The organism is Rhizobium subbaraonis (assembly GCF_900220975.1).
GTDB classification, from domain to species: domain Bacteria; phylum Pseudomonadota; class Alphaproteobacteria; order Rhizobiales; family Rhizobiaceae; genus Mycoplana; species Mycoplana subbaraonis.
Genome location: NZ_OBQD01000050.1, coordinates 1 through 12,541 on the forward strand (window position 1 = coordinate 1; position 12,541 = coordinate 12,541).

10 protein-coding genes and 1 pseudogene are annotated in these 12,541 nt (G+C 56.5%); 3 read left to right on the forward strand and 8 right to left on the reverse strand.

Annotated features, from left to right (window positions below):
* Nucleotides 1-148: 148 nt before the first annotated feature.
* Nucleotides 149-286, forward strand: a pseudogene (locus tag CRO48_RS30700) (DinB family protein); the annotation flags it as partial.
* Between the two features lie 94 nt (nt 287-380).
* On the opposite strand, the gene CRO48_RS30705 reads toward CRO48_RS30700, so the two are convergent.
* The 6 genes from CRO48_RS30705 to CRO48_RS30730 form a co-directional block, all read right to left on the reverse strand.
* Nucleotides 381-1,973 (reverse strand): methyl-accepting chemotaxis protein, encoded by a 1,593-nt coding sequence (locus CRO48_RS30705; protein WP_097143434.1) that lies wholly within the window; start codon nt 1,971-1,973, stop codon nt 381-383.
* Nucleotides 1,970-2,143, reverse strand: a complete 174-nt coding sequence (locus CRO48_RS32730) for a hypothetical protein (protein WP_210202050.1) — start codon at nt 2,141-2,143, stop codon at nt 1,970-1,972. The genes CRO48_RS30705 and CRO48_RS32730 overlap by 4 nt, the downstream gene beginning before the upstream one ends.
* Before the next feature lie 275 nt (nt 2,144-2,418).
* Nucleotides 2,419-3,561 carry a hybrid sensor histidine kinase/response regulator gene (locus CRO48_RS30715; protein ID WP_097143436.1) on the reverse strand — a complete coding sequence of 381 codons (1,143 nt, stop codon included), beginning with the start codon at nt 3,559-3,561 and terminating at the stop codon, nt 2,419-2,421.
* Nucleotides 3,561-4,130, reverse strand: a complete 570-nt coding sequence (locus CRO48_RS30720; RefSeq protein ID WP_097143437.1) for a chemotaxis protein CheB — start codon at nt 4,128-4,130, stop codon at nt 3,561-3,563. Before CRO48_RS30720 ends, CRO48_RS30715 begins: the two co-directional genes overlap by 1 nt.
* Nucleotides 4,127-4,960: a CheR family methyltransferase gene (locus CRO48_RS30725; protein WP_097143438.1), complete on the reverse strand. Its 834-nt coding sequence runs from the start codon at nt 4,958-4,960 to the stop codon at nt 4,127-4,129. The genes CRO48_RS30720 and CRO48_RS30725 overlap by 4 nt, the downstream gene beginning before the upstream one ends.
* Nucleotides 4,957-8,403 carry a response regulator gene (locus CRO48_RS30730; RefSeq protein ID WP_097143439.1) on the reverse strand — a complete coding sequence of 1,149 codons (3,447 nt, stop codon included), beginning with the start codon at nt 8,401-8,403 and terminating at the stop codon, nt 4,957-4,959. Before CRO48_RS30730 ends, CRO48_RS30725 begins: the two co-directional genes overlap by 4 nt.
* Before the next feature lie 191 nt (nt 8,404-8,594).
* On the opposite strand from CRO48_RS30730, the gene CRO48_RS30735 reads away from it, so the two are divergent.
* Nucleotides 8,595-9,452: a helix-turn-helix transcriptional regulator gene (locus CRO48_RS30735; protein ID WP_097143440.1), complete on the forward strand. Its 858-nt coding sequence runs from the start codon at nt 8,595-8,597 to the stop codon at nt 9,450-9,452.
* A 202-nt stretch (nt 9,453-9,654) separates the two neighbouring features.
* Here the strand turns inward: CRO48_RS30735 and CRO48_RS30740 are convergent, their stop codons facing one another.
* The gene (locus tag CRO48_RS30740; RefSeq protein WP_097143441.1) at nt 9,655-11,556 is read right to left on the reverse strand and encodes a diguanylate cyclase; all 1,902 of its coding nucleotides are present in this window, start codon (nt 11,554-11,556) and stop codon (nt 9,655-9,657) included.
* 288 nt (nt 11,557-11,844) lie between these two features.
* Between CRO48_RS30740 and CRO48_RS30745 the strand changes: the two genes are divergently transcribed.
* Nucleotides 11,845-12,048, forward strand: coding sequence for a cold-shock protein (locus tag CRO48_RS30745; protein ID WP_097143442.1), 204 nt, complete (start codon nt 11,845-11,847; stop codon nt 12,046-12,048).
* 170 nt (nt 12,049-12,218) lie between these two features.
* On the opposite strand, the gene CRO48_RS30750 is transcribed toward CRO48_RS30745, so the two are convergent.
* Nucleotides 12,219-12,443 (reverse strand): hypothetical protein, encoded by a 225-nt coding sequence (locus CRO48_RS30750; RefSeq protein ID WP_097143443.1) that lies wholly within the window; start codon nt 12,441-12,443, stop codon nt 12,219-12,221.
* Nucleotides 12,444-12,541: the final 98 nt, after the last annotated feature.

The following is a 12,541-nucleotide window of genomic DNA, read 5'->3' on the forward strand; positions in this document are numbered from 1 at the left end:
GCTCCGCACCGCAACCCGCCGCTACCGCCGCAAATACAGCAACCAAAAACCGCTGGAGCGAACTTAAAACTGGATAAAACTTGGGGGCAAGGTCACCTATTACCTATCATTCGGTCGATGATCCGAGGTGGCCCTGCAACAATACTCGTCGGCCCTCACCCATTTCTTTAACCAGCAGACCCATCATCGCGGACAGGTACATGCCGGATTGACCGGACTGGGCAAGCCGAGCCTCAGCCTCGACTTGATCTATTTCGTCCGCAGCGAGGGCAGACAGTGCATGTGAGACGCGACACACGCCAGGCAAAGCCCTGAAACGGAAATGGGGCCACGACGATCGTGGCCCCAAGTCTTTCGTGCGGATATGGGCTTGGCTGCGGTCAAGCGGCGCGACGCGTTTCGGAACCCGTCTTCGATCCGGTCTTGAACTGCGCCATCAGGTGATCCAGCGTGGTGGCCTCTTGGACGAGTTGCTGGATCGCAGCGCTTGACTCCTCCACCATCGCAGCATTCCGCTGGGTGTTCTTGTCGATGTGCCCGACCGCCTGATCGATCTCGACAAGGCCCTGTTCCTGGGTCTTGGCACCATCGATGATCTTGGAGATCTCGTGGCTGATCGACTGAACCTCGGTCGCGATCGTGCTCAAAGCCTCGCCGGCCTGATCGACCAGCGACACGCCGTTGCGCACTTCTTCCCCGGACGCGTTGATGAGCGTCTTTATCTCCTTCGCTGCATTGGCGGAGCGCTGCGCGAGTTCGCGGACCTCCTGTGCGACGACGGCAAAACCCTTTCCGGCCTCACCGGCACGTGCGGCTTCGACGCCGGCGTTCAGCGCCAGAAGATTGGTCTGGAAGGCAATCTCGTCGATGACGCCGATGATGTTTGAAATGGACTGCGACGATTGCTCGATACGGCTCATGGCAGAGACCGCGTCGGTTACGATCGTGCCGGATTTTTCCGCACCCATCCTTGCCTTGTTGACCAACTTGCCGACCGAATCCGCGACAGACGCGGTTTCCTTCACGGTGGCCATCACGCTGGACAGCGCGCTTGCGGTTTCCTCGACCGAAGCTGCCTGGCGCTCGCTGCGGGCGGAGAGATCGTTGTTGGCCTGGCCGATCTGGCCCGTACCGTTGCGGAGGACTGAGGCCACCTGACCGACCTGAGAAACGACGACTTCGAGCTTCTGCACGGAGGTATTGAAGGACGTCCGCAGCTCATCGAGCGGGCCTGAGAAGGCGCTCTCGATACGGCAGGAGAGGTCCCCCTCCGCCAGCTTTTGCAGCGATTTGGCCAGTTCGGAAACGGCGTAGTCCACCGCTTCGGCTTCCAGCGCCTTTTCCGCTTCCCGCTTGCGGCGGTCGGCTTCGGCCGCGGCATCGGTTCGCTTGACGTGATCGGCCATCTCTACGGCCTCGCGCTCGGCAGCGACCGCTTCGGCAACAGCCTTGTCGGACACATCGAATGCCTTGACGACGGCCGAGGTCAGGGTGATCAGAACGATGCTTTGAACGATCAGCACCACCGCATGCAGGACGACGCGCGAGAAGTCGGAATCACCCGGGAAGACCGCCAGGGGCATCGCGACATACAGCAGCAGATGGTGGACTGCGACGAGCGCGGCGTAGCCGATGATGGCCCTCCAATCGATCCAAGCGGCACAAATCGCCAGGCTCGCGAAGAAATACATGTGGATGTCGACTTGGAGCGGCGAGCCCTGGAAGGCGAACACGAGAATAGCGACCGTCGCCGCGTTCGCCATGGAGGTGACCATTCGGGTGGTCGCGCCGGTGCGATCCCTTGTCCACAAGAGTGTGGCCGGCACCAACAGGACAAGCGTCGCCAGGATCATCGTCCAGTCGACACCTTGCTCGCGGACGAGATTGCGCATGACGATCAGGGCAAAGTTGATCCAGAGCAGTCCGACGATGCCGTAGGAGATCCTGTCTCTGAGCTTATTCAATTCATTCATGTGTTTATTCCTTGCAGGCAACCAAGCGCCAGATCATGGTTGATGACGAGCAAAGCGCCCGCATCAAGTAGCCGCTCCGGAAAATCCGGAGCCTGCGAATAAGCGACCGACATCCAGGGAACGCTTCCAGCCCAGACGAAAGCGCCGTCTGCCTGGTCGATAACGGCCATCGAACCCGCCGCATGTGCAGCCGGTGAGGTTACGACGAGGACAAAGGGGCCGGACGGCCTTGCCGCTATGACAGCGACAACGGCGACCGACAGCGAGAAGTAGACAGCGGGAATGAGTGACTTCATGGTGCCTATGTATGTTCACCGGTCGGGTGCTGAGGAGGTTATTCCCCAGCAGGTTTTCACAGCATCAGCAAACCACACACATCTCTAAAATATATTTAACCGAAAGGCGGAAGCCCCTCAAATTTTACGGCTTCACACTGAGCGCTGCCTTAAACCTGAGATGGTCCTGCCACCGGCAATTCAAGCGTGAACACACTGCCTAAACCCGGACCATTACTCCATACGGAGACATCTCCACCGTGCAATTGCATGAGTTGTTTTACGAGGGCGAGGCCGATCCCGAGCCCGCCGCGGGCGTGATCCCTATGCTCTTCAATCTGCTCAAACATTTCGAAGATAGCGCTCGACCCTTCAGGGGTCAGGCCTAACCCATTGTCGGTAACACTCATGCGGTAGGTGTTTGAGCTCAACTCAAGCCCAACCTCTATCAGACCCCGATTCGGCGTATACTTCGCGGCATTATTAAGCAAATTCGCAACGCATTGCGTCAATCGGACTTTGTCAGCGAATACCATGCAGGGCTGCTCAGGAACACTGAGCGTCACCGTATGGCCTTTTTCGTCAACCGTCTGTCTGGTCATCTCCACGGCTGTATAAACCGCCTCCCTAAGATCAAACTCCGATTTGGCAAGAGTTATTTTGCCCTGTGTTATCCGTGACACATCGAGCAGGTCATCTACCAGCCTGATAATATGGTCTATCTGGCTATGCATGAGGCTTTGTATCTGCTCGGCTTTTGCTGGCTCAGGTTTCCTTGAGAGTAACTTTAGCCCGCCGTTGAGCGCGGCCAAAGGATTGCGCAATTCGTGCACGAGGACGGCGATGAATTCATTCTTGCGCTTGTCCGCTAGCTGCAGCGCGCGAGTTTGCGCTTCGAGAAGGTCGCGTTGCTCGGAAATCATTTTACGCTGGCGATAGAGTTCTGCAAAAATCTCTGCCTTGCTGCGCAAAATATCTGGTTCGATCGGCTTTTGAATAAAGTCGACGGCGCCCGCTTCATATCCCTGGAACCGCCGCTCGGCTGTATGGGTGCCGGCAGTCACGAAAATGATCGGAACCCGCCGTGTCCGCTCATTGCCTCGCATGAGTTCGGCAAGCTCAAAGCCATCAAGCCCTGGCATCTGAACGTCGATCAGTGCCAGGGCCACATCATGTCGGAGGAGCAGTTCAAGAGCTTCATCACCGGATCGCGCTTTTAGGAGCGTTCGGTCATCGCGTTGCAGCAGTGCTTCCAGAGAAAGGAGATTTTCTGGAAGGTCATCAACGAGGAGAAATGTGGCTTCGGTCTTCATTATTGAATGTTCTGCAAATAGGTTGAGATTTCGGCCAAAGTCATGATGCGTGCATCCGGACATGCACGTATGGCCGCCTCGGGCATGGCTTTGGCGTAGGCTTCTGTCGGATCCTGAATGATTGCCGTTCCGCCAGAACGAACGACGACAGACAGGCCATTGGCCCCATCATGATTGGCGCCAGTCAAAAGAATGGCAGTCAGTTGGCTGCCCCAGGCATCTGCCGCGCTCTCGAATGCCACGTCGATCGAGGGCCGCGAGAAGAGGACCTCCTCTTCGCTGGATAAAGCGACATGCGTTCGTCCCTCGAGCGACAAATGATAATTCGGGGGCGCGAAGTAGATGAACCCGGCTTGCACGGGCTCCTTGTCTTCCGCCTCAATCGCGCGAAGCTGACATTTCAGGTCAAAAATCGCGGCGAGCACACTGCGTTTGTTTGGCGGTAAGTGCACCACGACGAAAATGGGATATGGATAAGTCGCAGGTAGTGGCGGCAATAGCACGGACAGCGCTTCGAGCGCCCCAGCAGAGGCGCCGATGATGATCGCACCGTTCGGATTGTCCTTCACGAGCCGATCCTCTGATAGATCTTCTCATCTCGGACGAACTCCCGAAAGCCATCGGCATGCGTTGAAAACCGCAGTGTTTCCTTTGAGCCCAGCCCGAGAAAGCCGTTGCGTGGCAGCGTATCCCGGAAAAGACCGACAGCCCTGTCCTGTAGATCCCGGTCGAAATAGATCATGACGTTCCGGCAGGAGACTAATTGCATCTCACCAAAGACCTGGTCCGTCACAAGACTATGATCTGAAAACACGACATTGCGCCGCAGGCTTTTGTCCAGGATGCACCGGTTGTAGCCCGTCGTGTAATAGTCAGACAAAGATCCCTTGCCGCCGGAGTCACGATGGTTCTCGGTGAACAATCTGACCCGTTCGATGTCATAGATTCCGGCTTCCGCTTGGGCGAGGGCCTCTGGATTAATATCCGTCGCATAAAAGAGGGTTCGCTCCTCAAGCCCTTCCTCGCGAAAAAGGATGACAAAGGAATAGAGCTCTTCGCCCGAACTGCATCCGGCAATCCAGATCTTCAAGGAGGGGTAAGTGCGAAGATGCGGAACGACCTTCTCCCGGATCGCCGCGAAGTAGGACGGGTCGCGAAACATCTCGCTGACCTGGACCGTAAGGAAGCGGAGCATGTCGTCAAGCATCTCGGGATGATGAAGGACGCGCTCCTGCATGGCTGAGATGGTCGCAAAGCCCAACTGTTCGCGTGCCTGGCGCAACCGCCGCCGGATCGACGACATGGCGTAGCTGCGAAAGTCATAGTGGTAGCGATGATAAAGCGCCTCCAGCAGCAGCCGGATCTCTATATCCTCCACCTTTTCGAACGTCTCCGTCATTGCGGCATCCAGACGCGCACGAGAGACAGAAGCTTTTCGACGTCAAGCGGCTTTGCCATATAGTCATTGGCGCCGGCTTCAATGCAGCGTTTCTGATCGTCAGGCATTGCCTTGGCGGTCAAGGTGATGATCGGCAACTTCTGCCATGCTGAGTTCTTGCGGATGCGGCGGGTTGCGGTGAGGCCATCCATGATCGGCATCATTACATCCATCAAAACCAGATCGATCCGCCCGTCTGGGTTACTTATCGATTGCTCCAGTTTTTCCAGCGCCTCCTCGCCGTTTCTGGCGATATCGACGATCACCCCGCGTGGTTCGAGGATGTTGGTCAGGGCGTAGACGTTGCGCACGTCGTCCTCGACGATCAGAATGCGGCGCCCTTCCAGCAGTTCATCGCGATTGCGGGCTTTGCGGATCATTTGCTGCTGCTCGTCCGGCAGCTCAGAGACCACCTGGTGCAGGAACAGTGTGACCTCGTCGAGAAGACGCTCCGGCGATTTTGCACCCTTGATGATGATAGATTTCGAGTAACGGCGAAGCCTCTGTTCTTCTTCGGACGAGAGAACGCGTCCGGTGTAGACGATGACAGGCGGGAAGGAATGCATGCCCGCTTCGCTCAACGTTTCCAGAAGCGCAAAGCCGGATGTATCTGGCAACGACAGATCCAGCACCATGCAGTCGAAGGTCTGCTCGGCCAGCAACGAGATGCACTCTGCCGCAGTCCCGGCCCCCACCGTTTCGACGTCATGCGACGACAGGAGTTTCGACAGAGCGTCCCGCTGAACGGCGTTGTCTTCAACGATCAGCACGCGCCGCAGCGTTTGTTCGGCCTTCGCGCCTAGGGACTCGATCACAGATACCAGATGATCGCGTTGAACGGGCTTCAGCGCATAACCGACGGCGCCCAGCGACATGGCCCGGTCGGAATAGTCTTCACCGGACAGGATGTGGATCGGAATATGGCGCGTCCGCACGTCACGCTTCAGGCGGTCAAGCACAGAAAGGCCGGATTGGTCCGGAAGACCGACATCGAGCAGGATGGCGTTCGGCAGATACTGATGGGCGAGTTCCAGGGCTTCTTGAGCGGTTCCTGCTACGAGCGCCTGGAACTTTAGCTCACGGGCGAGATCGCGCAGGATGAGTGCAAAGGATTGATCGTCCTCGACAATCAGCAGCTTGCGGGCCGTTGCCTCGGATGCTGCACGGTCGTCATCGACGATTGCGACGGCCTTCGGCTTTTGTGCGGTGCTCTCTGCTTCCGTGCGGAAGACGGGTTCTGCAGCGGACGCGACGGGCGGGGCAAAATCCTGTTTCGGAGCCTGGACCAGCGCACTGTCGAACTCGGCCGGGATGATGACGGTGAACGTGCTGCCCTCGCCAAGCTGGCTTTGAAGCTGGAAGCGGCCTCCAAGCAAGCGCACGAGTTCGCGAGAAATCGACAGACCAAGCCCGGTGCCGCCGAACTTGCGGCTGATAGTGCTGTCCGCCTGATGGAAGGCTTCAAAGATCCGTTTTTGCTGCTCGTCCGCAATCCCGATGCCTGTGTCCTTGATCGAAAAGGCGACCTGGCTGTCATCGCGACGGCTAACAGTTAGCGAGACGCCGCCGTTTTCGGTGAACTTCAGCGCATTCGCCAAGAGGTTCTTGAGAACCTGCTCCAGGCGCTGCGGATCGGTCTGGATGACTGCGGGCACGCCCGCCTCGACCGAGACGTTGAACTGCAGACCCTTGTTGGTTGCGAGCGGTTCAAACATATGACGAAGCCCATTGACGGTCCTCTCGATGGACACCGCTTCCGCATTGATCTCCACATGTCCTGCCTCGATCTTGGACAGGTCGAGGATGTCATTGATCAGGTTCAGCAGATCATTGCCCGATGACTGGATGGTCTGGGCGAATTGGACCTGTTGGGCAGTCAGATTGCCTTCGGAATTGTCAGCCAGGAGTTTGGCAAGGATGAGCGAAGAGTTGAGCGGTGTTCGCAGCTCATGCGACATGTTCGCGAGGAAGTCTGATTTGTAGCGGCTGGCGAGTTCCACTTCCTTCGCCTTGGCCTCTATGGCGTCTTTCGACCGTTCAAGATTGTCCCGCTGCCGCTCCAGTTCTTCCGCTTGCTCCTCAAGCTGCGAGTTGGTCTGTTCGAGTTCTGCCTGCTGCTGTTCCAGGCGGGTCTGTTGTTCGCGAAGTGCGCGTCCTTGTTCTTCCAGCTCCTCGTTCGAAACGCGCAGCTCCTCGCCCTGGACCTGCAGTTCTTCCGACTGACGCTGGGTTTCTTCAAGCAGCGCCTGTAACCTTGCTCTGAAATCTGCGGATCTAATCGCAACGGCAATAATCTCAGACACTTTTTCTAGAAGCGACAGCGTGTCATCGCTGACGGGAGACAGGAAGCCAAGTTCGAAGACGCCTCGGATATCTCCTTCAACGATTGCAGGCGCCAGGGCCAAGTAGCGCGGCTTGTGCTGCCCAAGGCCTGATCCGAAGCTGATATAGCCGTCGGGGACTTCCCCGACTGCGATCGGCCGGTGATCTTTCAGGACATGGCCAAAAAGGCTGTCGTTCGCTCCGAAACTTGTCGGAAGGTTCGCGTCTGACGGTACGCCGTGGACCGCCGTGCGGTGAAACCGACCCGCGTTTTCGACATAGATCGCTCCAGCGACAGCGCCGAGATAGTTGGTCAGGAAGCCAAGGATATTCTGGCCGAGCTGAGCAAGTGGCTGCTCGCCAGATACCGCTGTCCCCAAGCCGAGCTGGGCATCTCTCAGCCACTGCTCTCGCTTCTGCGTAAGCACAGTTCTCCTGAGCAATACAGAGATGATCAAAGTGAGAATGATACCAACGACCCCCGTCGCGATCCCGCTCGTCCATGCGACCACGAATGATCTGTCGCGCTCCCGCAACGCCTGCGCACGGTCTTCGCCCGCCTCAAGTCTCAGTTGCCTGACCGTGTCTCGGATACCATCCATATCGCTACGACCTCGGTCGGTCCTCATGAAGGCCACTGCTGCGGCCTCGCCCTCTTCCCCGTAAAGACGGAGCGTCTCCCTCATGGTGCCGAGTTTGGAAACAGTGAAGGCTCGCAACTCGGCTGGACCGCCTCGTTCGTGCATTTCCAGTGTAGCAATTGAATCGAGGGCCTCAATGCGGTTCTCGACCTGAGACATCGCGCGATTGTAAGGGGCGAGATATTCGTCGTCTCCTGTCAGAAGATAACCCCGTAGGCCCGTCTCTGCGTCCTGGACGTCAATCAGAAGCAGGTCGAGGGCGACAATCAGTGAATGGGTTTGGGTCACCCGAGCGCTGTTGCCCTTTATGTTTTGCACTGTGAAATAAGACAGTGAAGCACTTGCGACGAAGAATACAATTGCCGCTAGCAGACCGAGCAGCGCGTTGCGACCGAGGCCGAGTAGTCGGTTACCTGTGAGTGCGGAGGTCTTTCGGTGCATGCTAAAACTCTAAATGTCTGGTTTCGCGGATCAATGTGGGCCGCTTTCATGGCCACTTTCGACGGCTAATTGGCAGGCGGTCCTGAAGGCGCTAGAGAGACTTGAACTTGTTTGCGGGCGCTTTAAGCGGTTACACTGGAGAGAGATTTAGGTAGCAATAATTTGATCCAGAGCGCAAGAATGTACTGAAAATGGAACAAAAAGAATTGCTTGACCTGCGGGGCATTGCCCATCCCCCACAGCGGCTGGTGAGAACGCATCATGGCTTCAGCGTAGAATACGTCCGTCCTGAGTTAGCTGCTGCTTTCAGCTATGATTGGACGAGTAACCTACATTTCTGCGCCTACCATGATATTGTCCTCGAAGACGGAGCCATACGTGCCGGAGATGGGGCAGAAGACACCCGTCGGGATCTGCGCGATACGCTTACCTATGTCCCTCGCGGCGCGCGCGTCTCCGGCTGGTCCAGGTTGAGCAGACGAAAGAACTCGTTCACTGCCATCTATTTTGATCCCCTCTCCATGCGAGAGGAACTTGGCGTGCGATTTGCCGAGCGTGTGTATGAGAAGGTTTATTACAGGAGCGACGATGTAGAGAGATATATGCGTCAATGGGCTCGGCTCTTGGCGCAAGATCATCCCGATAGCTTGTACGAAGAGGCGTTGGGGCTCGTCACCATCTTGGCGATCCATAGAACATCGAGGCTGGATGCTGAAGCGGCTCCTCCAATTGGCAAGGCAACTCTCGCCCTCGTTGAAGAGTTCATCGAGGAGAACCTCGGTTCGGATCTGACGCTGTCAGCGCTGGCGGAAATCACTGGCCTGAGCCGGTTTCATTTCAGCCGATCATTTAAAGCGGCCACCGGAGAGACCCCACATCAGCATGTACTTCGACGCCGTATGGAGCGCGCAAAATTGCTTCTGGCTTCGGGCGAAGTGCCTATCGGTCAAGTCTCGGAGAGTTTAGGATTTCGAAGTATCGCGTATTTTCAGAAGTCCTTTAAGTCTTGGGTGGGCATGAGCGTCAAAGATTTTCGGGGATCTAAATAGGTTCAGCTGCATGCGAGCTTCTACATCAGCTGGATCATCGGTCAGACTATCGACTTCGGTTGCGACCTTTTGTCCCCGAGCAGGGGCAATAACATCCGAAGTGCTTCTCTCGGCCATCGACTGAACTCATTTAATGAGCGGCAACTCCGGCAGTATAAACGGCGCAGGGTCTGCCGGAGGCAGAGTTGCAATGTTCCGATGGTCAAGCGAAGTCTCTCGCGTAATCGTCAGCCAATCTGTGAAATCTGACGCAATTCCGACCAGCATTCTTTGCCTGGTACAGCGCCAGATCGGCTCGTTCGACGAGCTCGGTTGGGTCGCCTATGGACGCAAGGGGCGTGAAAACGGTGGCGCCTACGCTGACGGTTACGATCCCATATTCGCTGTCTTCGTGTAGGATGCTAAGTTTCCTAATCGACGTTCTGATCTTCTCAGCGATTGCGATCGCCATGTCGCCGTCAGTGTTAGGTAGGAGAACTGCGAATTCCTCGCCTCCAAACCGCGCCGTGATGTCGCCAGACCGTCTAACCCCAGTCGCAATTGCCGCCGCAACTGATTTCAGGCAAACGTCACCGGGAAGATGTCCGTAGCGGTCGTTGTATGCCTTGAATCTGTCGACATCGATCAGAAGCACAGACAGAGGCCGACCGGTCTGTTTCGCTGCCTCGAATTCGCGCTGCAGGCCATCGTCGAACGATCGTCGATTAGCAAGTCCAGTCAGCGCGTCTGTTTCAGCAAGGCCTTTCATTTGTTCGGCAAAGCTCTTGAGGGAAAGCTCGGATTCCTTCATCGCGGTGATATCTGAGACGAGTGCCAGTACGTGGCGATCCTCAGTCACCCGTGTTCTCAGGGACAACCAGCGACCGTCTGCTAGTGGGATGACTTCGTCCTTGTTGATGAATAGCGTTTTGGCGGCCGCCTGAATGCTCTCCTCGTCTAGATCGATGGGCAAATCCTTCCGCTCGCCGTTACGCACGGTAGCCCTCACGATGTCGGTGATGTGGGCGCCTTCCTTGCGGGCATAGGCGGATTTCGGGAAGAGTTCTCGGTACCGGTCATTACAGAACACGATGTTTCCATCCGGCCCGAACATAGCGAGCCCGTCGGACATTTCGGCCATGGCCTGCGCCATGATATTCCTGCTGGAACGGAGTTCCTGCTCGAGGAGCTTTTTCTCCGTAATGTCGACCGTCACCCCGGCCAACCCGACCATGTCACCTTGTCGGTTTTTTAAAGGTACTTTTGAGGTCGAATACCATCGCGGCGGCTTGTCCTCTTCGATGAGAAACTCCTCAAAATGGTCCAGCGCCTGGCCGGTTCGCATGACATCGGCCTCGGCTGCCATCAGCTGCTCGGCTCTCTCCTTCGGCGCGAGATCATAATCCGTCAGCCCAACCATTTCAGACGACCGCATGCGCCCATTGTGGCGAGCAACATTGAGGTTCGCGACAACGAAACGGTGTTTCAGGTCTTTAACGTAATGGTAGTCGGGAGCCTGTGTGAGAGCCGCGTACAAAATATCGCGCTCCAGCGTGAACCGGCGGAAGTATGCCAGGAAGAAGCCAATAGCGGCTGTCGTTGCAAAATTTAGAACGACAATTGGCAGTCCCACCTGGTCAACCGCCCGCTGGAAATCCGCTTGAGGGAGCAGCGCAAGCACTGTGATCGACAAGCAGCCGGCAAGCACTGCGGCACTCAGGATCGACGGCGCATTGCTCAACGGTTTTCGACCAGCGAAGAACCAGAGCGAGCTTCCTAGCACGAAAACAAGAGCGATCGCGGTCAAGCCAGGCGCTACCCCTGCCCCACCAAGATATAAGCGGAAGCCCGCAGCCATGATGGCGGTGATAAGCGCAGCCCCCGGCCCGCCGAATACAGCAGCGGACTCAATGATCGCAAGGCGGAGATCAAAGATGACCCCGACATCGAAGCGGACCGAGAGTAGCATTGACGCGATCGCCGCCAAGCCCATTGTGACTCCGAGGCCGGCGCAGCGCAGCTTTGGCGGCAAGTGGTAGAAGCGATAGGAGAGATGGGTCCAGATCGAGACGATCAACGCGACAGCGGCAAGATTGCCAGCAAGAACTTTCCAGACGTCATCCATTCTCAATCACCGTCACGCTACGCCCCCAACTCTCAACCAGAAGAGACGACGCTGCGCTTTCGATCGTCCTTGAGGACGCAATGACAAGCCCAAACCGTCAATAGAGTTCATGCTCAATATCTGCCAAAAACCTAAAGCAGCGGTTTATGATCGGCGATTTACGGCTAAAGTCTCAGTCCGTCCGTTCATCGTATTCGCCAGCCTGTCCCCAATTCCCCGAAATCAGGCCGCTTGTTGCTCTGGCGCCAGACGGTTAGGGTCGGAGTCTCAACCACCAACGAGGATCACATGGCGACCGGTACTGTAAAATTCTTTGCTCAAGACAAGGGCTTCGGCTTCATCACACCAGATGACGGCGGTCAGGACGTCTTCGTGCACATCTCCGCGGTCGCCTTCGGCGAGGCGTTGAAGGATAGCCAAAAGGTTCGCTACGAAGTAGGCCAGGACCGCAAGACGGGCAAATCGAAGGCCGAAAACGTTTCGGTAATCTGAGCCAGAACATCGATAATTTTGCGCGGCGATCCGATGGTACAGCATTCATCGCGCATGATAATTTTGTTTGAAAAGCAAACAATTCTGTCACTGACAGTCTGACCACGTAGTTCGATTGCGGTCCCATCACTTTACGGGCGTAAACAGCCAAAAATGGATGAGAAGTTTCCCTACGGATACCTCTGTCCCGTCAGCATCGCCACCAGCTGGAACCTGTTTCGAATTCCACTCTGATATAAATTAATCAGAACCTTGGCGCTCTCTTGTGCCGGCGGCGATGTCTGAGAAATACCGCGCAGCTCGCACACGCGCGCAAAGGCTTTCTCTAGCAGTGCCAGATCTTCAGGTGTCAGGACTGAATTTAGTCTTTTGGCAACGTCGTGGATCATGCGCATGAATTAGAGCGTTTCCCTTTCATGCTGGATCGTATCCGCATGATGTGAAGAAGTTGCGCGCTTCTTGAGGCTCGATGAGGTCTATCAGTTTCCCGATC

Coding starts and splice junctions, on each gene's coding strand:
- CRO48_RS30705 (WP_097143434.1), bottom strand. CDS start 1,973: ATGAATGAATTGAATAAGCTCAGAGACAGGATCTCCTACGGCATCGTC.
- CRO48_RS32730 (WP_210202050.1), bottom strand. CDS start 2,143: ATGGCCGTTATCGACCAGGCAGACGGCGCTTTCGTCTGGGCTGGAAGC.
- CRO48_RS30715 (WP_097143436.1), bottom strand. CDS start 3,561: ATGAAGACCGAAGCCACATTTCTCCTCGTTGATGACCTTCCAGAAAAT.
- CRO48_RS30725 (WP_097143438.1), bottom strand. CDS start 4,960: ATGACGGAGACGTTCGAAAAGGTGGAGGATATAGAGATCCGGCTGCTG.
- CRO48_RS30730 (WP_097143439.1), bottom strand. CDS start 8,403: ATGCACCGAAAGACCTCCGCACTCACAGGTAACCGACTACTCGGCCTC.
- CRO48_RS30735 (WP_097143440.1), top strand. CDS start 8,595: ATGGAACAAAAAGAATTGCTTGACCTGCGGGGCATTGCCCATCCCCCA.
- CRO48_RS30740 (WP_097143441.1), bottom strand. CDS start 11,556: ATGGATGACGTCTGGAAAGTTCTTGCTGGCAATCTTGCCGCTGTCGCG.
- CRO48_RS30745 (WP_097143442.1), top strand. CDS start 11,845: ATGGCGACCGGTACTGTAAAATTCTTTGCTCAAGACAAGGGCTTCGGC.
- CRO48_RS30750 (WP_097143443.1), bottom strand. CDS start 12,443: ATGCGCATGATCCACGACGTTGCCAAAAGACTAAATTCAGTCCTGACA.